Here is a 24,475-nt window from a genome sequence, read left to right on the forward strand (position 1 = left end):
TGGCTGCTAGGTGGCTACCGGTTGCGGCTACTTGGTGAAGATGAAGAGGCCACGGGCTTGCTCTGCTTCGTGCTCTGGGCCGAGTGGAATACCCTTGCGTTCACGCAGGATAAACATGCATACCAGGCCAACGATGGAGGCGGTGACGAGGTATCCGGACACTGCGAAGGTCGTGCCGGTGGCTTCCACCAGGGAGGCGGCAATCATCGGGGCGAAGGCGCCACCCAGAACCGAGCCGATAGCGTAGGTGATGGAAACGCCGGTTGCGCGGATGGAAGCTGGGAAGAGCTCGGCGTACATAGCGGACTGTGCACCGTAGGTAAGGCCAAGGCCCAAGGATAGGGAAATGAGGGCGACGTACAGCATCTTCAGATCGCCGGTGTTGACCAGCGGGAAGAGGGCGGCGGCACCAATTGCCTGCAGGGCGAAGCCGATGAGGTAGGTGTTGCGCCGGCCAATCAAGTCGGAGATATAGCCGGCAAACAGGGTGAAGATTGCCCAAGTGAATGCGGAAAGTGTAACGGCGTTGAGGACGTCACCGCGTGCCAGTGCCACTGGGCCTTCAGGGTCAGAGGCGTACTTCTGGATGTAGCCACCGGTGGTCATGTAACCCACGGTTCCGTTGCCAGCGAAGATAAGCGCTGCGGTAAGAACCAGCGGGAAGAATTTCTTGAACAGCACTGTGAATGGGTGTGCAGACTCTTCTTCCTGGCGCTCCGCGATCTCCTCGAAGACTGGGGACTCCTCGACGCCCATGCGAATGAGGTAGCCAACGATGACCAGAACGAAGGAGAGCAGGAACGGTACGCGCCAACCCCACTGCATGAAGGCGTCGCCAGGCGCAATGCTATTCATGATGGACAGCACGCCGGAGGAAAGCAGCAGACCTGCGGGGACGCCGACCTGTGGGCCGGCGCCGTAGAGGCCGCGCTTGTTAACTGGGGCGTGCTCTACAGCCATCAGCACGGCGGAACCCCACTCGCCACCAGCGGAAATACCCTGGATGATGCGCAGGAAGATAAGCAGGATTGGGGCCCAAACACCCGCTGAGTCGTAGGTGGGCAGCACGCCGATGAGTGTGGTGGCGCCACCCATTGCAAAGAGGGTAGCCATGAGGACAACGCGGCGGCCGAGGCGGTCAGCGAAGTGTCCAGCCAGAAATGCGCCGACCGGGCGGAACAGGAATGACAAGCCAACGGTCAGGAAGGAGATGATGGTGGCGAGACCACCCTCCAGCGGGCCGAACATGAGCTTGTTAAATACGAGGCCGGCAACTGCGGCGTAGAGGAAGTAGTCGTACCACTCGATGGCGGTACCGATGGTGGTCGCAGCGACAACACGGCGACGTTCGCTCGTCGTGATTGTCGGGGCGGCGGTTGCGTGCGACATGTTTTTCCTTTCAATATGTGGCTTGCCATATACGTTCCAAGCTTTGTGAATTAAACCACTTGCGGCGATTGTAGGGATAATATACGATTTGGGCAAGCATTTGAGAGAAAAGAAGGATTTTTCATGGCTGTACCCCAATTTCTGCCTGAGAAACCGGGCAAGATGATTGCTGTGCATGTGGCTTTCGAGTCTCGTGCCGCACAACGAGGCCGCTGGCCTAAGACCCCGAGCTACTTCCTCAAGGCGACGAGCACGCTTGCCGAGTCCGGCGGCGTCGTCGAGCGCCCCGCGGGCACTGAGCTGCTTGCTTTCGAGGGCGAGATTGCGCTCATCATCGGAAAAGCGGCCCGCAACGTCTCTCTCGCGGAGGCTTGGGATTACGTTGCGTATGTGACTGCCTCCAATGACCTGGGCATCTACGACTATCGCGCGCAGGACAAGGGCTCCAACACTCGCTCCAAGTCCCGCGATGGTTACACCCCGATTGGGCCGAAGCTTATCGACGCCCAGACGATCGACCCCAAGGGCCTGCGTCTGCGCACTTGGGTCAATGGCGAAGTTGTGCAGGAAGGCACCTCCTCTGATGCGGACCTCATTTTCCCTCTCGCCCAGTTTGTGGCAGATCTTTCCCAGCACATGACTCTGGAGCCTGGAGATATCATTTTGACTGGTACGCCGGCCGGCTCCACCGTCATCGAGCCAGGCGACGTTGTCGAGGTCGAGGTTGACGTGCCGGGCGGTGTCACCTCTGGACGTTTGAAGAGCACCGTCGTGGAAATCCCAGCTAACTTCGACCCGACGCTAGGTAACCTACCGAAGGTCGATGCCAAGCAGCGCGAGGACGCATACGGTGACCGCGAGTCTGCAGGCCTGCCACCACTTCCCTCCTCTGAGCTCTCCGCAGAGCTGAAGGAGAAACTCGAGGAAGCGCCGACCGCCGGTCTTTCCGCACAGCTGCGAGGCCGTGGCATCAATCAGTGCGTCATCGAAGGCGTTTACCCACAGACCAAGGGAACCAAGATGGTTGGCGTGGCTCGCACCCTGCGCTTCGTAGCTGGGCGCGAGGACCTCTTTAAGTCCCACGGCGGTGGCCTAAACGAGCAGAAGAAGGTCTTCGACACCGTCAAGGAGGGTGAAGTCATCGTCATCGAAGCTCGCCAGGAGCCGGGTTCCGGCACCTTGGGGGACATCCTCGCGCTTCGTGCTAAGACCCGCGGCGCAGCCGGTGTGGTGACCGACGGCGGCGTTCGAGACTATGAAGCGGTTCGCGAAATCGGGCTCCCTGTCTTCACTCAGGGTGCGCATCCTTGCGTACTCGGCCGTAAGCACGTTCCGTGGGATAGCGACATCGCTGTCTCTTGCGGAAACGCCACCGTGGTTCCGGGCGACATCATCGTTGGTGATGACGACGGTGTCATCGTCATTCCGCGTGACCTGGCCGAAGAGGTAGCAGACGCTGCTTTGGCCAAGGAGCATGAGGACGAGTGGGTTGCTGAGCAGGTAAAGGCAGGCGCCAGCCTCGACGGAATGTTCCCGCCAACGGGGGCCAATAAAGAGGCTTATCTTGAGTTCAAGAATGGTGGTGGTCAGTGACTTCAGCAAAGGATCAGACCCAGAAATCTGAACAATCCGCGTCTGAGAGTAAGTCTCAGCAAGCCTATAACTGGATAAGCCGCCAGATTCGCACTCGTGAGTATGAGCCGGGGCATCGGTTGGTGCTCTCAACAATTGCAGAAGAACTCAACGTCAGCGTCGTTCCAGTGCGCGAAGCCATCCGGCAACTCGAAGCCGAGGGCCTAGTCACCTACGAACGCAATGTTGGCGCCAGGGTTACCACGCACAACCGCGAGGCCTATTACGAGTCGATGGATATCGTGGCCACTCTGGAGGCACGGGCCACCGCCCAATCGGCAGCGTTTCTCACCGCTGAGGATTTTGCTAAGGCGCGAGCAATCAATCAGAAGATGCGTGAACTCGATGTGCATCACGACCCAGACGAGTTCACGAAGCTCAACAAAGAATTTCATAGTGTGCTTTTCGCCAAGTGCCCCAACGAAAGGCTCGTGAACTTGGTTTATGAGCAATGGGACCAACTTGAATACCACCGAGTCTCCACCTTCCGCTACGTACCGGAGCGGGCCCTGGAATCGGTGGCAGAACACGAAAAGCTGCTCGCTCTCATCGAGATCGGCGCGGAAGAAGCTTATGTGGAAAAGGTTGCGCGCGAACATCGCTTGCAGACTTCCCGCCGATACCGCGAGAAAAATAGCCAGGCAGAAAGCCCGGCAGACAGCAATGCAAAAGCAGAAATTACAGACACCGCAGTTTAAGGAGAATGCCGCAATGAGCATCAATAATGACGCCGCCAAGCCAGCCGACCTTCCAGAGAAGATCCTCCACTACATCGATGGTGAGTTCGTTGCCTCTATTGATGGCGACGAGTTCGACGTACTCGATCCGGTAACCAACCAGAACTACATTAAGGCTGCTTCCGGTAAGCCAGCTGACATCGACAAAGCGGTTGCTGCCGCCAAGGCTGCCTTTGAGCGCGGCGAGTGGTCCAAGACCCTGCCACGTGAGCGCGCACGCGTGCTCAACAAGATTGCTGACATTGTTGAGACCCGCGCTGACAAGCTCGCTGCATGGGAGTCCTTCGACTCCGGTCTGCCGATTACCCAGGCTAACGGCCAGGCAAAGCGCGCGGCGGAGAACTTCCGCTTCTTCGCTGACCTCATCGTTGCGCAGGCTGACGACGCCTACAAGGTTCCAGGCCGCCAGATCAACTACGTCAACCGCAAGCCAATCGGCGTCGCAGGTCTTATCACCCCGTGGAACACTCCGTTCATGCTCGAGTCTTGGAAGCTCGCTCCGGCAATTGCAACTGGCAACTCCGTTGTTCTGAAGCCGGCTGAGTTCACCCCGCTGTCTGCGCAGCTGTGGGCTGGAATCTTCGAGGAAGCTGGCCTCCCGAAGGGCGTCTTCAACCTAGTCAACGGCTTCGGTGAAGAGGGCTACGCGGGCGACCCACTGGTCAAGCACCCAGACGTCCCGCTCATCTCCTTTACCGGTGAGTCCCGCACCGGCCAGATCATCTTCGGCAACGCTGCACCGCACCTCAAGGGCCTGTCCATGGAGCTCGGCGGCAAGTCCCCAGCCATCGTCTTCTCCGACGCTGACCTGGACACCGCTATCGACGCCTGCATCTTCGGCGTCTTCTCTCTGAACGGCGAGCGTTGCACCGCCGGCTCCCGCATCCTGGTTCAGCGCGACATTTACGATGAGTTCGTTGAGCGCTACACCGCCGTCGCCAAGCGTGTGAAGGTGGGCCTGCCTTCTGACCCGAAGACCGAGGTTGGCGCCCTGGTTCACCCAGAGCACTACGAGAAGGTCACCTCCTACATCGAGATCGGCAAGCAGGAAGCCAAGCTGGCAGCCGGCGGCGAACGCCCAGAGGGCTTCCCAGAGGGCAACTTCGTGCAGCCGACCGTCTTCGTGGACGTCGATCCTTCCGCCCGCATCTTCCAGGAAGAAATCTTCGGCCCGGTCGTTGCCATCACCCCGTTCGACACCGACGAGGAAGCGCTCGAGCTGGCCAACAACACCAAGTACGGCCTGGCTGCTTACGTGTGGACCTCCGACCTTAAGCGTGCGCACAACTTCGCACAGAACGTCGAGGCTGGCATGGTTTGGCTGAACTCCAACAACGTGCGCGACCTACGTACCCCATTTGGAGGAGTTAAGGCCTCCGGCCTGGGCCATGAGGGTGGCTACCGTTCCATCGACTTCTACACCGACCAGCAGGCAGTCCACATCAACCTCGACAAAGTCCACAACCCGGTCTTCGGCAAGCAGGACTAATCCATCTCTCTCATTTCTTTAAAGGAGCACATCATGACCACCGTTCAGGCACCAGACATTCTGCGCTGCGCTTACATGGAGATCGTCGTCACCGACCTCGAGGCCTCCCGCAAGTTCTACGTGGATACCTTAGGCCTCGTCGTGACCGAGGAAGATGACAACGCAATCTACCTGCGCACCTACGAGGAGTTCATCCACCACAACCTCGTCTTGCGCAAGGGGCCGGTCGCTGCAGTAGCTGCTTTCTCCTACCGTGTCCGCACCCCAGAGGATCTTGACCGCGCCGAGGAGTTTTACAAGGCCCGCGGCTGCGAGGTTCGTCGCAACAAGGACGGCTTTGTCAAGGGTATCGGCGACTCTGTGCGTGTGCAGGATCCGCTGGGCTTCCCATACGAGTTCTTCTACGAGGTAGAGCACCGTGAGCGTCTGGCGTGGAGCTATGACGCTCATATCCCGGGCGCGTTGGTTCGCTTGGATCATTTCAATCAGATCACCCCGGATGTTCCGAAGGCCGTGGATTACATGGAGGATCTTGGCTTCCGCGTCACTGAGGATATCCGTGATGAAGAGGGCACCGTTTATGCCGCATGGATGCGCCGTAAGCCGACCGTCCACGACACCGCAATGACCGGTGGTGACGGCCCGCGCATGCACCACATCGCGTTCGCGACCCACGAGAAGCACAACATCATCGCCATCTGCGACAAGCTTGGCGCTCTCCGTGAGTCTGACGCTATCGAGCGCGGCCCAGGCCGTCACGGTGTTTCCAATGCCTACTACCTCTACTTGCGCGACCCGGATGGTCACCGCGTGGAGATCTACACCCAGGACTACTACACCGGCGACCCAGACAACCCGGTTGTCACCTGGGACGTCCACGACAATCAGCGTCGCGACTGGTGGGGTACCCCGGTTGTTCCTTCTTGGTACCGCGACGGCTCCACCGTCCTCGATCTCGATGGCAATCCGGTTCCGCTGGTCGAGCGCACCGATGAGTCCGAGATGGCGCAGACCATCGGCGCGGATGGCTTCTCCTACACCCGCAAGGAAGATTCCGAGGAGATGCCGGAGTGGAAGCAGGGCGAGTTCAAGCTCGGCAACCAGCTCTAAAGCTCTCATGGATGCTGGACTGTGATTTCAAGGTTGATTAAAACCCAGAAATGCGGTCCAGCTTTTCTGCATGTTTCACGTGAAACAACGAACTAAGGAATTCGACAATGTTAGATAGCAAGCAACATATAGCCATCGCGGATGAGCTGGCGCAGGCCGAGCGCGACCGCACGATGATTCCTCTGCTGAGCACTCGTTTCCCGGACATGGGTGTGGAGGATTCTTATGCCATCCAGGGTGAATGGGTAAAGCGCGGCATCGCCGGTGGGCGGCGCCTCGTTGGCCGCAAGATTGGCCTGACTTCCAAGGTAATGCAGGAGGCGACCGGCATTACTGAACCGGACTACGGGGCAATTTTCGCGGACCAAGTTTATGAGAACGGTTCCGTTATCGAGCATGCGCAGTTCTCGAACGTGCGCATCGAGGTGGAGCTCGCCTTCGTTCTCAAGGAGGACCTGGCGGGGCCTAACTGCAGCATCTTTGACGTGCTTCGCGCGACCGATTACGTGGTGCCAGCCTTGGAGATCCTCTCCTCCCGCATCGAGATGAAGGGTCGCACCATCGTGGACACCATCTCTGACAACGCGGCGCTCGGTGCGATGGTTTATGGCGGCAACCCAGTCCGTCCCGAAGACGTTGACCTCCGTTGGGTCTCCGCACTCCTCTATCGCAATGAATCCATCGAAGACACCGGCGTCGCCGCGGCGGTGCTCAACCATCCGGCGATGGGCGTCGCCTGGCTGGCGAACAAGCTGCATGCCCACGGCGACACTTTGAAGAAGGGTGACATCATCCTCGCCGGCTCCTTCACCAAGCCGATGTGGGTGGAGCCGGGCGATACCGTCCACGCCGATTATGGAAAGTTGGGAGCGATCACATGCCGATTCCAGTAGAACTTCCGCCAACCTTCACGCGCGCGCTTGACGACGCCCCCTTGATCGGCGCCTGGATCTGCTCCGGCTCCCAGGTGGCGGCGGAAATTGTTGCTTCCGCCGGTTTCGATTGGCTGCTCATTGATGGCGAGCACTCCCCTTATAGCTTGGAGACCATCGCAGAATTGCTTCGGGCCACGGATGCGTATGGGCCAACCCGCATGGTGCGTGTTCCGGTTAATGACACCGCACTTATCAAGCAATACCTAGATGTTGGTGCCCAGAATCTGATGGTGCCGATGGTCGATACTGTCGCCGAGGCCGAGAAGGCTGTAGCGGCAATGTATTACCCACCGCACGGTGTGCGCGGCGTCGGCAGTGCTTTGGCTCGTTCTTCCCGCTGGAATGGTGTGGAGGGGTATTTGCAGAAGGCCGCTGAGACCGTCAGCCTGACCGTGCAGATTGAGTCCTTCACCGCTGTGGAGAACGCGGCGGAGATCGCGGCCGTCGATGGTGTTGACCAAGTATTTGTTGGCCCTTCGGATCTGGCGGCCTCAATGGGGCTGCTGGGTCAGCAGACCCACCCAGACGTGCTGGACGCAGTGCAGCGTACTTTCGATGCGGTCCGTGCCGCAGACAAGCCGGTGGGCGTCAACGCTTTCAATCTGGAGCAGGCGCAGCGTTATCTCGACGCAGGTGCGTCGTTTGCGCTGGTAGGAGCTGATGTCCAGCTGCTGTCCGGTGCGGCGCGTACGCTGGCGGATAAATTCTCGAAGAAAGGTTAGCAACTTTTATGACTATCAATGTTGAGCAACTGTTGGCCAAGGTTCCGACCAGCCTGCTGATTAACGGGCAGTGGCGCGATGCTGCGTCAGGTGAGACCTTCGACGTGGAGAATCCCGCCACGGGTGAGGTACTAGCCACATTGGCTTCGGCTAACTCGGAGGATGCCGTGGCCGCGCTGGATGCCGCCTGTGCCGTCCAGGACGAGTGGGCGCGCACAACCCCGCGCGAGCGTTCTAACATTCTGCGTCGTGCCTTCGAGCTTGTTACCGAGCGCAAAGATGAATTCGCTGCGTTGATGACCTTGGAAATGGGCAAGCCTCTGGCTGAGGCCTACGGTGAGGTCACTTACGGTGCGGAGTATCTGCGCTGGTTCTCTGAGGAAGCCGTGCGTGACTATGGCCGCAGCTTGCCCGCACCGGAGGGCACCCTTCAGATGGTGACCCGCCGTAAGCCGGTGGGCCCGTGCCTGCTTATCACCCCGTGGAACTTCCCACTCGCCATGGCTACCCGCAAGGTTGCGCCGGCGGTTGCTGCGGGCTGCACCATGGTGCTCAAGCCAGCGAAGCTGACTCCGCTGACCGCTCAGTACTTCGCCCAGACCATGATTGACGCGGGTCTTCTGGAGGGCGTTCTGAACGTCGTGGCGGGCAAGTCCGCTTCCGCCATTTCTGAGCCGGTCATGGCTGACTCGCGCCTCCGCAAGGTGTCTTTCACTGGCTCTACTCCGGTGGGTAAGACCTTGTTGAAGGCTGCTGCGGACAACGTTCTGCGCACCTCCATGGAGCTCGGCGGCAACGCGCCGTTCATCGTCTTCGAGGACGCAGACTTGGATCAAGCTGTAGAGGGTGCGATGGGCGCGAAGATGCGCAACATTGGTGAGGCCTGCACCGCAGCTAATCGCTTTATCGTGCACGAGTCCGTGGCCGACGAGTTCGCACAGAAGTTTGCAGCCAAGATCTCTGAGCTCAAGGTGGGCAACGGTATGGATGAGGGCGTTACCTGTGGGCCGCTCATTGAGAAGAAGGCTCAGGACAACGTCGCCGCGCTCGTCGAAGACGCTGTGGCCAAGGGTGCCAAAGTCCTCGTCGGCGGCAGCCGTGGTGAGGGTGCTGGCTACTTCTACGAGCCGACCGTCCTGACCAATGTTTCACGTGAATCACGCGTGGCGCAGGAGGAGATCTTCGGACCGGTTGCGCCGATCCTTACCTTCAGCGATGAAGCAGAGGCCATCGAGCTGGCCAACGACACCGAGTATGGCCTTGCCTCCTATGTGTTCACGGAAAACTCCGACCGTATGTGGCGCGTGGGCGATGGCCTAGAGTTTGGTCTCATGGGCTTTAACGCCGGTGTCATCTCTAACGTCGCTGCCCCATTCGGTGGCGTCAAGCAGTCCGGCATGGGCCGCGAGGGCGGCGCCGAGGGCATCGAGGAGTACACCTCGCTGCAGTACATCGGTGTGCGCAATCCTTATGCAGGCGCGTAACTGGGCGTTTGATCCAGGGGCTTGCGCCGCAGCCTAATTGAAGACCACCGTCTCGTAGGAACAGCCAGTGCCGCCACCGGTGGACATGATGGTTGCAAGAACTTCAACCTCTCCATCGCCGTCAATGTCGCCCTGGAAGGCGCGGAAGTTATCCACGGTGGTCTCGGGTAGTGGCGCGAGGCCCTCGTTAAAGCCCACCAGCTTAGCGCTGGGGCCGCCTGGGCCGATTGAGCTGTCCACAAACTTTCCTTCGCTCAGCAAGCCCGCCTTGGTGAAACCAAGTTTTGGAACGGCGCCGCCATTCCAAATCTTTGCGCGAACATCAGCCGGCACCTCCGGCGATACGAGCGCTACTGAAGAAGTAGTTTCCTCTGGACTCGAAGATTCCTCGCGTGTTGTCGTTTCCGGCGAGGGGCTGGCCGCATCAGCTTGAGTAGCGGTTTGGACGCTGGACTGCTGTGCCGTGGAGGAAGGTGCCTTGAACACAGGCTTCGTGCTCGAAGAAGAATCATCGCCGCAGCCATCAAGCAGGGTTGCGCAGGTGAGAACGCTGATGAGGGAACGAGAAGAGAAAGACATAAGGAAAGCACAAATGGCCACAGCCGGCGTGGAATGCACTCAGGCTCGCGGTTTTGGAGCTAGTGCTTGGCTGCGAAAGGAACTCGGAGAAAGTCCGAATTCAGCTTTGAATACCCGTGATAAGTGCGAAGGATCGTGCAGGCCGTAGCGCGCGGCGATGGTGCCAATGGATTCCTTGGCATTTAAAGGGTTTGTTAGCTCCTCCCGTACTTTCTCTAGTCGGCGGCTGCGGATATAGGAGCCTACTGAAAGGCCTTGGGCGGCGAAGCGGGAATGGAGATGGCGCACAGATACGAAAAGCGCCGTTGCGATGGCGCTTGGGGAAAGATCTGCATCACCTAAATGCTGCTCGATATATGAGGTGGCCTGGTTGAATAACAAATTCTTCGAGTCAGAGGCGGTGTCGATTTCAGAAGAGAACACTGTGACCAACATGTTTAACGCGGAACGAACGAGCGCGGAGGCATGCGGCCCCTCCAGCACGTCGAGATTGTTGGCCAGCTGCTCGAAAAGCGGCACTGCCACCTTGCCCAAGCCATGATCACGTGAAACTGGGCTCGCAGTTAGCTGCTGAATCTGAGCCGGTGTGAGGCTAAGTAGGCTCTGTGGAAAGTGAACGATAAGAGTGTGCTGCTCGACGGGATATTCAAGAACATAAGGCCGTTGAGTGACATACAGTGCTAAGTCACCGGGATGAAGCTCGCAGGTTCGGCCATCTTGCGCCATGGTGGAGCGGCCGGAAAGCTGGAGGCTGAGCTTGCAAAAGGGGGCGTCGCCAAGCGCTGCGCTTTCCCTTTTTACCGAATGGGGCGCGGTGTGCATGTCAAAGAGAGAGACCTCCCCCACTCTGGTGCTGGTGAGCTGGGCCCAAAAGGTGCTCGCCTCGGGTGCGTGAACCTCAAGCTTGCCGAAGGTTTCCGAAGACGCCGCGCGCCAGGCCGCGAGGTCATAGTGCGAGGAAGAGTTGGGCATATAAATACTATACAGTGACCTCAAGCACACTTTTGAACAAGCTTTGTGCGCTGAGAGTCAACTGTAATTATGTGTTGTGGGTAACAATGGGCGAAACATTGCACACCTCGACTAAGGAGAATAAATGTCGCAGTTCGCCACCTATGAAGATCTTCTCGCAGCCATCACCGTTGATGAGGGCCGCGAAATTATCAACCCGGCCACCGAAGAGGTTGTGGGTGTCGCACCTGAAGGCAGTGTTGAGGAGCTCAATGCGGCGGTTGAGCGTGCGGTTCAGGCGCAGAAGTCCTTTGCAAAGCTCAGCGACTCTGAGCGCTGTGACCTCTTGCTCAAGGCTGCGGACGCCATTGAGGCTGCCGCGGAGCCGCTGGTGGAGCTGCTCTCCCGCGAGCAGGGCAAGCCGCTGAACGGCCCGAATGCTCGCTTCGAGGTTGGTGCGTGCTCCGCGTGGCTGCGCGCGACGGCGTCCTTCGAGTCTCCTGATTACACCGCTGTCGATGAGGACATCACCGCGACCGTGCATTACCGTCCGCTCGGCGTCGTCGGTGCGATTGGCCCGTGGAACTGGCCGATGATGATCACCATTTGGCAGATTGCCCCGGCCCTACGCATGGGTAATGCCGTGGTGGTTAAGCCTTCCGAGTACACCCCGCTGTCCGTCCTGGCGCTCATCAAGGTCTTTAATTCCGTGCTTCCGGAAGGCGTCCTGCAGGTTGTCACCGGCGACGGCGCGGTAGGCGCAGCGCTGACCACTCACGCCGACATCGACAAGATCATGTTCACCGGCTCCACTGCGACCGGCAAGAAGATCGTCGAGTCCTCTGCGGCGAACCTGCAGCGCCTCACCCTCGAGCTCGGCGGTAACGATGCGGGCATCGTGCTTGACGACGCCGACCCAGCCGCCATCGCCGGCGACCTTTTCTGGGGCGCGTTCATCAACACTGGACAAACCTGCGCGGCAATGAAGCGCCTGTACGTGCCGGAATCGCTGTACGACGCCGTCTGCGAAGCCCTAGTCGAGGTAGCCAAGGCCTCGCCGATGGGTGTGGGCTTGGAAGAAGAAAACGTGCTCGGCCCGCTGCAGAACAAGCAGCAGTTCGACATCGTGGACAAGCTCGTCAACGCCGCCAAGGACTCCGGCGCCCGCGTGCTGCTGGGCGGTGACCCGGACTATGACGCGCCGGGCTACTTCTACCCCACCACCCTGGTGGCGGACATCGACCCGGATAACGCGCTGGTCGTCGAGGAGCAGTTCGGCCCGGCACTGCCGATTGTGAAGTACACAGACCTGGATTGGGCCATCGAGCAGGCCAACAAGCTTGACGTGGGCTTGGGCTCTTCCGTGTGGTCCTCCAACCGTGAGCGTGCACTGGACGTTGCTGCGCAGCTGGAGGCTGGCACCACGTGGATCAACAGCCACGGTGCGGTGGATCCGCGCGTGCCTTTCGGCGGTATTAAGTCCTCCGGCTATGGCGTGGAGTTCGGTACCGAGGGCCTCAAGGGCTTGGCTTACCCGCAGATCATCAACGGCTAAAACCGGCCTGGCGCTGCTATTCTTAGCGCCATGAGCACCGCCAAAGTCCCGGAGATCGAGTACGCAGCCTTCGACGCAATGAAGGAGGTTGCGTCCTCGCTGAAAGCTGCCTACCTCACTCGGGCCGCTGAAGCAGGCAACGATGTTGAATCACAATGGTGGATTCGTCAGAATTGGCTGGTAGAGGACATAGTCAGTGGTGTTGATTCAACCGCTATTGAAGCCATCCGCGCCGCTGCGGCTCTCTTTGCGCAGCGGCTTGAAGCCCTCTCCTCCGAGCACAAAGCGGCATAGCCTATGCTTTCCGCCGCTGACTTCCCCGTTGATCCGCAGGTCATGGAGCAGCGGCTAAAGACTCTGCAAACTAGCTATTTTGGTCGGTCGAATGCTCATGGTCCGGCTGTTCCAGAGCTCATTTATGTGGCGGGGCAGCCAGCGTCAGGCAAATCAACGGCTATTGAATCTGTAAAGAATGGTCACGCGGTCCTTGATTCCGATGAGGTTCGGAAGCTGCACCCCGCCCTCGACGAGATCATGGAGCGCGACCCCCTGCGCATGGACGTGCTCACCAACGGTCCGGTCCCCTATTGGATGTCCTCGCTGATCGAGGATGGCCGGCAGCACGGCCACTCCCTCATCATTGAGAACACGCTGTCCAACCCGGAATTCATCGCGGGTGAGATAGCCAAGTTTCGCTCCGCGGGTTTCCGCGTGAGGGTCGTGGGCTTGGCGGTGGCGCAGGAGGTCTCCAGGCTCGGTGTCGTCCAGCGCTACCTGGAGGCGCAGCGCGTGAGCCGCTACCCGCGCTGGACCAATGAGGTTTCCCATACGTCGGGCTTTAAGGCCATCGTCCCAGGGCTTCAAGCGATTGCCCCGCTTGTCGACGACCTCGAGATCCGCACCCGCGACGGCCGCACCTTGAGCGGTATCGAGGATATTGAAGCCGAGCGCGCAACCTGGTTCGACTCCCCCGCCATTCGTGCTGATTGGCTGGCCCGCTTCGACAGCTGCGACTTGAGTGGCCTTGAAGCGGAGAAGCTCACGCAAAACCTCGTGGCTGATGCAGAGCGTATCCGCAAACTTTAAGGCTGTGCCCGTGGAACTGCGCGCCCGGTAGGCGGTGGGAGCTTCGTGTCAAAGCGGCTGCTGGCGAGCTAGCGGTCTGCGAGGTCGAGCAGGCTGAGGATGTCGTCTGCGTGGAGTTTCGTTTCAATGTAACCTAAATGCGCTATGAATAGCGTATGACTACACGTGCTGCTATTTACCTCCGTATCTCGTTAGATGCTGCCATGGACGGCCTCGCCATCGACCGGCAGCGTCAGGACTGCGAAGCCCTCGCCGAGCAACGCGGCTGGGACGTCGTGCATACCTACGTCGATCAATCGATCTCCGCGTCGAAGAAGGACGTGGACCGTCCCGACTACGACGCGATGGTGGCGTCCTTTGAGCGCGGCGAGATCGACGCGATCATTTGCTGGGACCTCGACCGCCTCACACGACAGCCCGCGCAGCTCGAAGAGTGGATCGACAGGGCGGAAGAGCAGGGGCTGAAACTCGTCACCGCGAACGGTGATGCTGACCTTGCCACCGACGGCGGCAGAATGTACGCGCGTATCAAAGCAGCCGTGGCGCGCGGCGAGATCGAACGCAAAAGCATGCGCCAATCCCGTGCGCAACAGCAGCGCGCCGAGCAGGGCCGCTGGTACTCCGGCGGTGTGCGCCCGATCGGCTACACCTCCACCGGCGAGATCATCCCATCCGAAGCCGCCGCCGTGCTCGGTATGTTCCGCGCTGTCGAGAGGGGGCAACTCCATGCGCGATATCGCACGCGCCTTATCTGGGGTCGATCAACCGGGCTTGCCGGACATTCCGACCACGCCGCGCCATATGCACACCGTGGTCACAGAGCGCAACGCACGCCGTCGCGCTGCTGGCCAGGAAGAAAAGTCGGTTCCCGACGCGCAGCCCTGGGCCTACACGTCGTTGCACTCGATCCTGCGCAACCCCGTGTATGCCGGCTACTCCACGTATAAGAAGGCCAAGCGCAAAGGCGTGAAGAACAAATACCGCCGTGTCACGCATATCGTCCGCGACCCCGATGCCGGCGAGCCGGTGAAAGGGCAGTGGGAGCCGATCGTCACACCCGATCTGTGGTGGCGTGTGCAAAACGTGCTCGATGATCCCGACCGGCTGACAAACAAGGAGCGCCGGAACACTCGCCGCCATCTTGGCTCGGGCCTGTATGTCTGCGACGAGTGCGGCAACCCCGTGCACACGCATGCCGACCGCTACCGCTGCGCGGCCTGTGGCTTAGTGCGCACTCACAGCGTCGATGATTTTGTGCTCGCCGTGATCCGCGCCCGCCTTGGCCGTGACGACCTAGCAGACCTGTTGCCAACTGCGGATGACGACGAGGTCGACGCCATCGACGACGAACTCGCTGAGCTTCGCGCAAAGCTCGCCCGCGTCCAGGCTGACTACGACGAGGAGCTTATCGAGGCCCGTGACCTCAAGCGCGCGCGAAACCGTTATGAGCCGCAGATCGAGAAACTCGAAACGCGCCGTGCCCGCCTTGCTGGCGCATCGGCGCTGCTCGACACAACCGGCTACGCCTCGCCCGTGGACGCCTTCGACAACGCAGAGCTTGCCGTGCAGCGTCGAGTCATCAACACCCTGTGCCAGGTGCGCCTGCGCCGTGGCGTGCGCGGCACCAAGACCTTCAACCCTGAATCGGTGCAGATCGTGTGGAACTAGGTTGCAGTGTGTGGCACATCAACAATCGCGCGCATGTGCTGCGCCTTAGGGGCGGCCTAAGCAAGCGCACGACACCGTGCGCTTGCGGCGTGCGAAACTAGGCAGGAGTTTCGCGCAGCTGACGTTGGCGAGGATGACGTCAGAAGAGAGCAAGGACGAAAGGGCGTGTTGCGGGCAACCCCACTCCGTACGGGGTGAATCCAAGACATAGCGGACCAAGGACAACCAACGCCCTCCCGAGCCTAAGGCCTGTGAAAAGTACCAATATAATTAGAAAACTGGTTCTATTCCCATTTGTATTCACTTAGGATAGTCTCCCTTTTGAGGCAATCCCGCCTCATTTCCTCTCTCAAAGGAGACTGTTATGACCCCCAAAAAGCGCACTCGGCAGTTTGCAGCGCTGCTGATTGCCTCTGCTCTGAGCGTTTCCGTATCTAACTCAGCCGTTGCTTCCGCAGAAGAATTCCAAGACCACGGCGCCAAGGGAGGCTTTGCTTCCGGTGTGATGGCCGAGCTACTCGGCGAGGCAGCACCAGCCATCACAACCTACTGGGCATCTGTCGGCCGGAAAGTTCGCTACCCTGCAGGTGGCGGTACCTGGGAGTACGGATTCTGGGACGCTAAGGCGCGTTCTTATTTCACCGTGAATCGGTGCCATACTTCGACTGTGACCGTCAACGACAGAACGCAACGAAGCATCAACACCCGCGGCGGCCAGAAGTCGATCGCCGAGCTTTGGGCAACGAATTTGCCGGGCACTAAGGACAGCTACTACTACGGCTTCTGCTAGAACTCATGCGCATTCGACCCCTAGTACTTGGGCTTTTGAGCCTACTTCTTGCTGCAGTCATCGCGACTACTGGGTGGCTGCTGACAGCCCTGGTTGACTCCACCAAGCCCTTGTCCTTAGGGGTCGAATCAACCTTTAGTCTTGACTACGTCGAGCCTAAGACTTCACTCGCGGAGGAACTTGAGTCAGACTACGCACCGACGGTAATCCGTAACTCACTGGTTTCATTGGCCGAGCAGAACGGCTACTTCATCTACCGGCTGACTGGCACCGATGACGCAAGCGGGACTTCCCACGAGGTTTTCATCCCGCTGGAGCAAAATTATCCAGCACCGGAACGCATTCCCCGGCTCAACCGGCCGGATGCCTTGAGCCAAGCGGCCAGTGAGCTTGGGTCGCTGGATTACCACGGTGACTACGTCTTGGTTCCCAAAGCAACGGGTGGCAATGCGAACCACTTCTACGAATCGGCCAGGAATGACGGGCTCAGGCTAAGCGAAAAGACGCAGTTCCTTCACCTCATCCAATCGGTCGTATTCCGCCTGCCCGCGTTGGTGGCGATCCTGTTTCTATTTGTCGTTTCCCTTTTTGCCCTGGTATTTGTTCTTCGGGTTTCCGGTCTTAGATTGGCAGCGCTGCGCACAATAAATGGCGGGCACCGCAGTCAAAAAGGCAATTGGCGGCAATGGACCTTTGTCATCCTCCCGCACCTAGTTCTCATTGGCCTTGCGAGTACATTCCTCGCCCGCCAAGGGAGCTATTCTTTTGCCCTCCTGTTCCTCAGGTTCTACGCCGCCGGGATAGGCTTGGCCCTGGCTACCACCGGTTTGGCCGTAGCCGTCACCGCCCCATTGTTGCGCCGCGCAGTAGCGCTGCTGGGGCAGCGTGCCCCCGCAGAGAAGGCGGCGGGAAAAGCGCTGAAAGTAATTTCGGTCTTTACCTGCGTGACCTTTGTAGCAGCGGGTCTTAGCTCAGCGGCTGCGCTCCGCTCCTACCAGCAGGAATCCGAGGCCCAACAGACCTGGAAATCTCTCGCGGAGTTTGGAGCCTTGCATTTTTCAGCCAACTTCGACGGCCCTGCTGGCCGCGTGGAAGAAGGCGAGCTCTTGCCGCCCAGTGTGCAGCAGAACTTCCGCGACTTCGCGCTCAGCTGGGAACGGGAGCACGGGGCTGTCCTCAGCCATACTTTGCCGAAAGAAGCTACCGGTGTGCCGGACTCCTGCCCCGTGGCACTTGCCAACCGCCAATGGCACGATCTGCAGGATTATCAGTTCCGTCCCGGAGACGACAACCACTCGGTCGACTATTCCGCAGCCCAAGAGCATTTCGCAGCTTCCGTGGATCTGTGGGCTCAGGAATCCGGCGACCTGCTCCTTAAATCTGCGCAAATTGGTCCGGTCAGTGCCGATCATGCGGTCGGATTCATTAGTGGAACAATGTCGGGGGAACTGGTTCCCGGCGATTGTTTTTACGTGCTTGAAACGGACGATCTATCCGGCTTCGACGCAGACTTCCTAAGCTCCACAGCTTCGAGTAAAAATTTGCTCTTCGCGGATTTCTCGGAACTGGGTCCAGAACTTACCGCTGCCGGCCTCGAAGGCTACGTCTACCCGGTACGCGCCGCCGATCGCGGTCTGGCCGAACTAGTAGCCAGCACGGCGCTGTTCTGGCTGAGTATCCTGAGCGCCCTCGGAGCTTTGCTCGCCACGCTTGCGGCCTTGATAGTCCAGGCGCGCATCCAGCTCCGAGTTCACCGTCGCCTCCTGGTACTCCTCCACAGCGCTGGGCAATCACCGGACAAAACGATGTGGCGACTATTCAAAAGCCAACTGGTCAGCCTGACAGTTGTCGTCATATTGTCCGTCCTGGCTCCGCTACTGCTTCCCAACCCGTTCCTCTACACCTTCGCCGCGCTAAGCTGCCTTGTCTTAATCGTCTACCTCGGTTTTGTCCGTCTCAGTATTTCTCAGCACATGTCCGCCTCCCCTAGGAGTCACAATGTCATTGGCTAGCCCCGATCAGTCCCCCACTCTGCCGCCGGAGATTTCCACCTCTCATCTCTGTCTCGCCGCGGAGTCGACTTTTTCTGTGGGGCGCAGCACGCGGATGGTGAAGAAGTCCCTCGTGGAAAATGCAACGTTTTCCCTACCCGGGCCAGGCTTTGTCGCCATCTGTGGAGCCAGCGGTTCCGGAAAGACTTTGCTGCTCAACACCTTGGCCGGGCTCCTGCCGCCGGCGGACGGCCTCCTCCGGATAGACGGTGAGAATGCCTCCGCGTGGAGGATGAAGCGGAGGCGGAGATTCTGGCGAGAACGCGCAGCGATAATCCACCAAGACCACGGAATCATTCCCGAACTAAGCTGCGAAGATAACCTCACCCTCGGGCTATCCAGGAAGCAATACTCCAAAGAAGAATTGCTGCACTCCCTCGGCGAAGTCGGTCTTGATGTCCCCTTCGACGGGCCGGCAGCTATTCTCAGCGGAGGCGAGCAGCAGCGGCTGGCGATCGCCCGAGCCCTGCTCCGCGGCGCGGCTTATGTGTTCGCTGACGAGCCGACCGCCTCCCTCGACCCCACTAACCGCGACCAAGTTATCGCGCTCCTGCGGCGAGCTGCGGACGGGGGCGCACTCGTTCTGGCCGCCACGCACGATGCCGCAGTTATTGCTGCCGCTGACAGCACCTTGCGCATCAATGATCGCCAGGTCACAGTCTCCGGCTCTGCGCGGGATTAAATCGCGATGCCCGCGGCCTTGGCCACCTTCCGGTACCCGGCCGCATGGTCCGCGACGCTGGCGTGGGCGTTGAGTCCGCTGGGGTTGTCGAGCACGGGCCTGACCCCCGGAAAGTAGACACGTCGGGGGTTAGCTATGCTGCTTGGGTCAGCGTAGCTGATGTGAGTGCTTCGAAGTCATTGGGGGCTAGAAAGTTGCACCAGGAGTGCTGTCTGCGGGTGTTGTAGCGCATGCACCACCGGAAGACTTCTTGGCGACTGATATCGAAGTGGTCGAGTTCAAGTTCAACGTGTAACGCGAGGCGTTAATGACGTTTCGCGTTATTGGGGGTAGGTTGAAGAGCGCTGTCTCTAACTCCGGTTTTCGTTCGGCCTCGGTCCATTCCGCTACCTCGTGTGAAGAATCTGCAAGCGGTATCAGGCCGTTGAACTATTAGGTTCACCCACAGTTCCCGTGCCTGCACGCATCGAGAAGGACCAGGCGGTGAACTCGAATGACTCGCCTGGTCCAACGTGTGTGTGCGCTCGGCGCGTGGTTCAACCCTTATAAGACTTGCCGGTCACAGCCTCAGCGTTTCGCTCGTGCAGCCCGCAGGCCGTTCAAGATCACGATGACTTCGGCGACTTCGTGTACCAACACGACGGCGGCCAGGCCCAGTACACCGCTGATCGCCAGTGGCATCAACACGATGATGATGGCCAGAGACAGCACGATGTTTTGGTTGATGATCCTGCTGCCTCGGCGGGCGTGCTGCAGCGCCTGCGGGATCAGCCGGAGGTCGTGGCCGGTGAAGGCGACGTCAGCGGACTCGATCGCGGCGTCAGAGCCGGTTGCTCCCATCGCAATGCCCACCGTTGCGCCCGCCAGTGCCGGCGCGTCGTTGATGCCGTCGCCGATCATCGCCGTCGGCGTCTTGGAGGAGAGTTCGGCGACGATGCTTGCCTTGTCCTCCGGTCGCAGCTCGGCGCGCACGTCGTCGATTCCAGCGATTTCAGCCAGCGCCCGGGCGGTGCGAGTGTTATCGCCGGTGAGCATGCTCACTTCCACGTCGTTGTCGTGCAGGGATTGCACGGCATCGGGCACCTCGGGCCGCAACTCGTCGCGCACCCCGATCGCCCCGGCGAGAGCGTCATCGACGGTGACTAGGACGCAGGTCTGGCCTTCGGACTCCATACGCTCAACGTCCGCCTTCAGTGGCCCGGCGTCGATCCATCGGGGGCTGCCGACCAGCACCCGTCGGCCTTCGACGGTGCCGCCGATGCCATGACCGGCTTCCTCGCTGATATCCAAGGCGGTGGGCGCTTCGGGCTCCGCTGCCACGATCGCCGCGGCGAGGGGGTGCGTCGATTGCTGCTCAACCGCCGCCGCGAAGGAAAGCACCTGCGCCCGATCGAATCCGTCTGCCGGGACCACTCCGGTAACCTCGGGCTGGTTGCGGGTAAGGGTTCCGGTTTTGTCTACCGCTAGGTGACGGATGCCGCCGAGTCGCTCGAACGCCGCGCCGGACTTGATGACTACTCCGAACTGGCTGGCCGCGCCGATCGCGGCCACGACCGTCAGCGGCACGGAGATTGCCAGCGCGCACGGCGACGCTGCGACCAGGACCACCAGGGCACGGGTGATCCACGTCTCGGGGTCGCTCAGCAGCGAGCCAATCACACCGACCAGCACCGCAAGGATCATCACCCCGGGCACGAGGGGTCGGGCAATCCGGTCGGCGATCCGGGCGCGGTCACCCTTCTCCGCCTGCGCCTTCTCGACGAGGTCGACGAGTGTGGTCAGCGAGTTGTCCGTTCCAGCTGCGGTCGTCTCGACCTCCAGCACACCGGCGGAGTTGATCGCTCCCGCGGGTACCTCGTCGCCGGGCGCAACCTCCTCCGGAATGGATTCTCCGGTGATCGCTGAGGTGTCAAGGCTGGAGCGTCCGGACCGAATGATGCCGTCCGTGGCGATCCGCTCCCCGGGGCGTACGAGCATCAGCTCGCCAACCTCAAGGTCCTTCGCAGCGACCTCGGCCGTCGTACCGTCGCGCAGCACGGTCGCGGTTTGCGGTACCAGCTTCAACAGTGCCCGCAGTCCGCCTTGGGCCCGGTCCATCGCCTTGTCTTCAAGCGCCTCGGCGATCGAGTACAGGAACGCCAGCGCCGCGGCCTCTCCGACGAAACCAAGGATCACCGCGCCGACAGCGCTGATCGTCATAAGCAAGCCAATGCCGAGCTTGCGCTTCGTGACAAGGTTCCGGATAGCGCCGGGCGCGAACGTATACGCCCCTAGCAGCAGGCCGACCCAGAACAGTACTGTCGCGGGTGTCTCTAGCCCAGACCAGTCCAGCGCCAGGCCTATGACGAGGGCTATGCCGGAGAAGATCGGCAGTAGCAACTCGGGGTCCTTCCACCATGGCCGATCGAGATCTTCGATTTCCGTGGCGGGTTCGTGTTCGCATCCACATGCTGAACTCATGCGTCCGTTCCTTTCTCGCCGCAGCCGGGCACCGAGCACTCAGTGTCGATGCAGGGGGCATTCTCGTCGACGGCCAGCGTCGCGTTGACCAGCGCTTCGAGCGCCGCCGCGAGGTGCGGATCGGCAATTTCGTAGCGGGTCTTACGGCCCTCCGGCTCAGCGACGACGATGCCGCAATCGCGTAGGCAGGACAGGTGGTTCGAGACGTTCGAGCGCGTCAGATCCAAGCTTTGCGAAATCTCGGCCGGGTAGCCCGGACCGTCGAGTAGGGTCATCAGGATTCGGGAACGCGTCGGATCAGCCATGGCCCGGCCGAGCCGGTTCATGACGTCGAGGCGTGAAGTAATAGTCAGCATGTACTGAACAATACAACGTGTGCTGAACTATTCAAAATGCACTGAACTGACGATTACGCGAAGGTCCTGCGACCTGCAGGAATTAGTCGATGGGATAGCAGATGACTGATCCTTTGTGGTTCGGCTGCCACCCAACGCGGGAGCGACGTGGGCGGCGAGGTTCTCCAGAATCTTCACGTTGACGTCCACGCCATCCCGCAAAACCTTTACGTGTTTCCATGCGCCCATATGTTCTCTGTGTGCTGACGTAATTACAGTTTTCTGATTGTTGCAGGCTAACGAGAAAGTAACTTTGCAACTACATACCGTGGAGTTCAAATTTAACGTATAGCGTTATTGACGCTTCGCGTTATGGGGGATAGGGTCAAGCCGGATCCAGTCGTTCGCTGACAAGGACACTGAGCGTATGTGGAAGCTGCGCCAGCTTGGGTACGCGCAGACTCTTGATGAGTTACGGATTCCCCCGGGAAACCGGCTTGAGGCGCTCAAAGGCGATCGCAGGGGTCAACATAGTATTCGCATCAACGACCAGTGGCGGATCTGTTTTCGGTGGTCCGCCGCGGGGACAGAGGAGGTTGAGATCGTTGACTACCACTGACAAGCTCCCTCCGGTTCACCCCGGTGAGATCCTCATGGAGGACTTTCTCAAAGGAATGGGGCTCACCCAGCACAAGCTCGCCGTCTCCATCGGCGTTCTGCCCCGCCGGATCAACGAAATTGTTCACGGTAAGCGCGCTGTAACCGCTGACACGGCCCTTCGTCCAGCGAAGTTTTTCGAGATGAGCCCCCAGTTCTGGCTCGGGTTACAGGCTCAATATGACTTGGACGTGGCGGAAGACAAGATCCTCTCGGAAATCAAGCGGATTCAACCGGTCCAAGCTGTCTCAGCGTAGCGGTTACCCGACCCAGGTCCGTCTGCGTGAGGATATGCACGCGGATGGTTCGAACTAGGGAATTTGGGGCCGCCGTCGCGTGGACTTGAGTTCCGAGCGCCGCTTTTTCGCTTCGAGACGGCGTCGCACCGAGCTCTGCGTCGGCTTGGTCCTGCGCCGCGGAGGAGGAGGCGGAGCGAGCGCCTCGCGCAAGAGGGTGGCCATGCGACCTCGTGCCTCGGCGCGGTTGCGTACCTGCAATCGCTGGGTCGATGCGGTAACGGTAAAGACGGTGCCGTCTAGGCGGTGCTCGAGGTTGTGAAGGACGCGGCGACGCTGGGCGTCGGAAAGCGATGAGCACGTAGCGATATCGACGGAAAGCTGCACTTTGCTGTCCGTAGTATTGACGCCTTGGCCGCCTGGTCCCGACGACTTCGCGAACCGCTCCGTCAGGTCGGCGGCGACGATGACCAGACCCCCGGGGATCCCTGGGCCAGGCGCGATGGTCAGGTCGTTCATACCGCCCAGCTTAGTTAGAGTTGTTTCCGGATCAGACCCGCCGTGCGAGATCAGGGTAGTGTACGACCACTCCGTCACCGTCGACCTCCAACTCGACGTCGACTCCCCGTGTTCCGCTTTTGTATCGGACAGTTTCAGCATCGACGGAGCTGTAGCACTGGTCTGATGCGATCACCTGGAGGGACGGCATATCAATCCAAGCCATGATCAGCTGCGTTTTCGGAACCTGAGTCTCAAGCAGCGTCAAGCGACGAATAGGCATTGTGTTGGTGAGAGGGCACAGGCCGAGATCGCAATCGAGTGCGGCTTTCAGGTCGGCTGACTGGACGATACCGGGGGAGGGCAGATCTTCAGGCTGGGCGCCCTCTTCATTGGTTTCCGCCGACCACACGCCTTGTTCGGACCTAAACAGCTCGAGGCTTCGCCCCCATCCGTCGCCTTCAACGTTCACCGACACACGTTCGGTCACCCAGTTCTCCGCGGCGTGCAGCTCCCACGTGGCCTCGTATCCATCGCCGTATTGCACTCCGGAAGCGGTCAAACCGGCTCCTAAAAAATGAACTGCGGCCTCGTTCCGGATGAGGGGAGTCTCGACATGCTCCCACTTATACGTGCGCTCCATGGTGAGGATTTTACAACGCTCGATGGTGCGAAAAGGCAGGTAGCTTTCGATTTGGACCGCGTACCGAGGAGGAGGCTTACCGGCAGAATGGTGTACTTCGTAAGCCCGCGGCGCAGAAGAATTCCATGAATGAGAGCAGGGCCAACGTGCCCGTTGCCGTCTGCAAAGGGATGAATCGTTTCAAACTGAGCATGAGCAATTGTGGCCTGGATGAGAGCACCGTGCGAAGCGCCATCGAGGTAAAGACATAAGTCGTCCACGAGGTCATGGACTAGGCCTGGGGGCGCTGGGATGAACTCGGCCCCAATGGGTGTGTGGTTACTTCCACCAATCCAGTTTTGAATAGTGCGAAGTCCAGTGGAAATAGAGCCCTTCTCCCCCATCCACTCTCTTCGAAGCTTTTCGAGAAGCTCGACAGAGATTGTCGGTTCGGTGGCAAAGCTTTTCTCAATGGAACACAGAACGGTGAGGTTACGCGCAACCTCTTCCGCGCTTTCCTTAAAGCCGCGGACTTCCTCCTTTTGGGCGAGTTCCGCGAGGACAACCTTGTCGACGTTGGGCGCAATACCTTCAATGCGTGAGGAAGAAATCGCCTCAGAACGCATGAGTAAGCGGGCCACAGACTCCAACTGGCCAGAAGCAGCATGACGGTTGAGTTCCAAGATCTCTCGCTCGATACGTGCTGCCCGGCTGGTGAGCTCTGGGGAAAACTCCATGCCTTACTTACAAGATGGTCAGGGACATAGACCTAAAAAGGGCCTCCGGCCTTATCGCGCCGGGGAGTGC

24 protein-coding genes and 1 pseudogene are annotated in these 24,475 nt (G+C 59.9%); 17 read left to right on the forward strand and 8 right to left on the reverse strand.

The genetic code is table 11. The annotated features are described in order from the left end of the window. Window positions 1-27: 27 nt before the first annotated feature. Window positions 28-1,389: an MFS transporter gene (locus I6I72_RS07435; RefSeq protein ID WP_201806531.1), complete on the reverse strand. Its 1,362-nt coding sequence runs from the start codon at window positions 1,387-1,389 to the stop codon at window positions 28-30. Between the two features lie 123 nt (window positions 1,390-1,512). Between I6I72_RS07435 and I6I72_RS07440 the strand changes: the two genes are divergently transcribed. From I6I72_RS07440 to I6I72_RS07470, 7 genes are all read left to right on the forward strand, one after another. After that, window positions 1,513-2,982 (forward strand): fumarylacetoacetate hydrolase family protein, encoded by a 1,470-nt coding sequence (locus tag I6I72_RS07440; protein WP_201806534.1) that lies wholly within the window; start codon window positions 1,513-1,515, stop codon window positions 2,980-2,982. Continuing rightward, window positions 2,979-3,719, forward strand: a complete 741-nt coding sequence (locus I6I72_RS07445; RefSeq protein ID WP_147759901.1) for a GntR family transcriptional regulator — start codon at window positions 2,979-2,981, stop codon at window positions 3,717-3,719. The genes I6I72_RS07440 and I6I72_RS07445 overlap by 4 nt, the downstream gene beginning before the upstream one ends. A gap of 13 nt (window positions 3,720-3,732) precedes the next feature. Then, a complete protein-coding gene (hpaE, locus tag I6I72_RS07450; protein WP_201806541.1) occupies window positions 3,733-5,247 on the forward strand; it encodes a 5-carboxymethyl-2-hydroxymuconate semialdehyde dehydrogenase in 1,515 nt (504 codons plus the stop codon). A 33-nt stretch (window positions 5,248-5,280) separates the two neighbouring features. After that, a complete protein-coding gene (gene hpaD / locus I6I72_RS07455; protein ID WP_049063664.1) occupies window positions 5,281-6,357 on the forward strand; it encodes a 3,4-dihydroxyphenylacetate 2,3-dioxygenase in 1,077 nt (358 codons plus the stop codon). Window positions 6,358-6,464: 107 nt separating this feature from the next. Next, window positions 6,465-7,250 (forward strand): 2-oxo-hept-4-ene-1,7-dioate hydratase, encoded by a 786-nt coding sequence (gene hpaH / locus I6I72_RS07460; protein ID WP_005530770.1) that lies wholly within the window; start codon window positions 6,465-6,467, stop codon window positions 7,248-7,250. Further along, window positions 7,235-8,014 (forward strand): HpcH/HpaI aldolase family protein, encoded by a 780-nt coding sequence (locus tag I6I72_RS07465; RefSeq protein WP_049160522.1) that lies wholly within the window; start codon window positions 7,235-7,237, stop codon window positions 8,012-8,014. Before hpaH ends, I6I72_RS07465 begins: the two co-directional genes overlap by 16 nt. Before the next feature lie 8 nt (window positions 8,015-8,022). Next, a complete protein-coding gene (locus I6I72_RS07470) occupies window positions 8,023-9,498 on the forward strand; it encodes an NAD-dependent succinate-semialdehyde dehydrogenase (RefSeq protein WP_201806544.1) in 1,476 nt (491 codons plus the stop codon). Between the two features lie 33 nt (window positions 9,499-9,531). On the opposite strand, the gene I6I72_RS07475 is transcribed toward I6I72_RS07470, so the two are convergent. Together I6I72_RS07475 and I6I72_RS07480 are read right to left on the reverse strand one after the other, a co-directional pair. Then, window positions 9,532-10,077: a hypothetical protein gene (locus I6I72_RS07475; RefSeq protein WP_110084928.1), complete on the reverse strand. Its 546-nt coding sequence runs from the start codon at window positions 10,075-10,077 to the stop codon at window positions 9,532-9,534. A 39-nt stretch (window positions 10,078-10,116) separates the two neighbouring features. Beyond that, the gene (locus I6I72_RS07480; protein ID WP_005530777.1) at window positions 10,117-11,049 is read right to left on the reverse strand and encodes an AraC-like ligand-binding domain-containing protein; all 933 of its coding nucleotides are present in this window, start codon (window positions 11,047-11,049) and stop codon (window positions 10,117-10,119) included. Between the two features lie 124 nt (window positions 11,050-11,173). On the opposite strand from I6I72_RS07480, the gene I6I72_RS07485 reads away from it, so the two are divergent. The 8 genes and pseudogenes from I6I72_RS07485 (at window position 11,174) to I6I72_RS07515 (ending at window position 18,860) form a co-directional block, all read left to right on the forward strand. After that, window positions 11,174-12,583 (forward strand): aldehyde dehydrogenase family protein, encoded by a 1,410-nt coding sequence (locus I6I72_RS07485; protein WP_100619144.1) that lies wholly within the window; start codon window positions 11,174-11,176, stop codon window positions 12,581-12,583. A gap of 30 nt (window positions 12,584-12,613) precedes the next feature. Beyond that, entirely contained in the window at window positions 12,614-12,877 is a 264-nt protein-coding gene (locus I6I72_RS07490) for a hypothetical protein (protein WP_049146184.1), read from the forward strand. Between the two features lie 3 nt (window positions 12,878-12,880). Further along, the gene (locus I6I72_RS07495; protein ID WP_049146182.1) at window positions 12,881-13,669 is read left to right on the forward strand and encodes a zeta toxin family protein; all 789 of its coding nucleotides are present in this window, start codon (window positions 12,881-12,883) and stop codon (window positions 13,667-13,669) included. 203 nt (window positions 13,670-13,872) lie between these two features. Continuing rightward, window positions 13,873-14,226 (forward strand): annotated as a pseudogene (locus I6I72_RS13700) (recombinase family protein); the annotation flags it as partial. Window positions 14,227-14,395: 169 nt separating this feature from the next. Next, window positions 14,396-15,337 carry a recombinase family protein gene (locus tag I6I72_RS13705; protein WP_236592594.1) on the forward strand — a complete coding sequence of 314 codons (942 nt, stop codon included), beginning with the start codon at window positions 14,396-14,398 and terminating at the stop codon, window positions 15,335-15,337. Between the two features lie 364 nt (window positions 15,338-15,701). Continuing rightward, window positions 15,702-16,127 (forward strand): lactococcin 972 family bacteriocin, encoded by a 426-nt coding sequence (locus I6I72_RS07505; protein ID WP_236592595.1) that lies wholly within the window; start codon window positions 15,702-15,704, stop codon window positions 16,125-16,127. Window positions 16,128-16,354: 227 nt separating this feature from the next. Continuing rightward, window positions 16,355-18,139 carry a hypothetical protein gene (locus tag I6I72_RS07510; RefSeq protein ID WP_236592596.1) on the forward strand — a complete coding sequence of 595 codons (1,785 nt, stop codon included), beginning with the start codon at window positions 16,355-16,357 and terminating at the stop codon, window positions 18,137-18,139. Beyond that, window positions 18,126-18,860: an ATP-binding cassette domain-containing protein gene (locus I6I72_RS07515; protein ID WP_049063648.1), complete on the forward strand. Its 735-nt coding sequence runs from the start codon at window positions 18,126-18,128 to the stop codon at window positions 18,858-18,860. The genes I6I72_RS07510 and I6I72_RS07515 overlap by 14 nt, the downstream gene beginning before the upstream one ends. A gap of 567 nt (window positions 18,861-19,427) precedes the next feature. On the opposite strand, the gene I6I72_RS07520 is transcribed toward I6I72_RS07515, so the two are convergent. Continuing rightward, complete coding sequence (locus I6I72_RS07520; RefSeq protein ID WP_049146178.1) at window positions 19,428-21,320, reverse strand: heavy metal translocating P-type ATPase; 1,893 nt, start codon at window positions 21,318-21,320, stop codon at window positions 19,428-19,430. Beyond that, complete coding sequence (cmtR, locus tag I6I72_RS07525; protein WP_049146175.1) at window positions 21,317-21,676, reverse strand: Cd(II)/Pb(II)-sensing metalloregulatory transcriptional regulator CmtR; 360 nt, start codon at window positions 21,674-21,676, stop codon at window positions 21,317-21,319. Before cmtR ends, I6I72_RS07520 begins: the two co-directional genes overlap by 4 nt. Window positions 21,677-22,082: 406 nt before the next feature. Here cmtR and I6I72_RS07530 point away from each other — a divergent pair, with 406 nt between their 5' ends. Both I6I72_RS07530 and I6I72_RS07535 read left to right on the forward strand, forming a co-directional pair. Then, entirely contained in the window at window positions 22,083-22,274 is a 192-nt protein-coding gene (locus I6I72_RS07530; protein ID WP_200896708.1) for a type II toxin-antitoxin system RelE/ParE family toxin, read from the forward strand. Between the two features lie 34 nt (window positions 22,275-22,308). After that, entirely contained in the window at window positions 22,309-22,569 is a 261-nt protein-coding gene (locus tag I6I72_RS07535; RefSeq protein WP_049146294.1) for a HigA family addiction module antitoxin, read from the forward strand. A 54-nt stretch (window positions 22,570-22,623) separates the two neighbouring features. On the opposite strand, the gene arfB is transcribed toward I6I72_RS07535, so the two are convergent. Genes arfB through I6I72_RS07550 form a run of 3 tightly spaced genes read right to left on the reverse strand, consistent with a single transcriptional unit; the run spans window position 22,624 to window position 24,405 of the window. Further along, window positions 22,624-23,067 carry an alternative ribosome rescue aminoacyl-tRNA hydrolase ArfB gene (gene arfB / locus I6I72_RS07540; protein WP_049146174.1) on the reverse strand — a complete coding sequence of 148 codons (444 nt, stop codon included), beginning with the start codon at window positions 23,065-23,067 and terminating at the stop codon, window positions 22,624-22,626. A 31-nt stretch (window positions 23,068-23,098) separates the two neighbouring features. Then, a complete protein-coding gene (locus I6I72_RS07545) occupies window positions 23,099-23,608 on the reverse strand; it encodes a putative glycolipid-binding domain-containing protein (RefSeq protein ID WP_236592597.1) in 510 nt (169 codons plus the stop codon). Window positions 23,609-23,616: 8 nt separating this feature from the next. Next, a complete protein-coding gene (locus tag I6I72_RS07550; protein WP_152908284.1) occupies window positions 23,617-24,405 on the reverse strand; it encodes a Fic family protein in 789 nt (262 codons plus the stop codon). Window positions 24,406-24,475: the final 70 nt, after the last annotated feature.

The organism is Corynebacterium striatum, assembly GCF_016728105.1.
GTDB classification, from domain to species: Bacteria; Actinomycetota; Actinomycetes; order Mycobacteriales; family Mycobacteriaceae; genus Corynebacterium; species Corynebacterium striatum.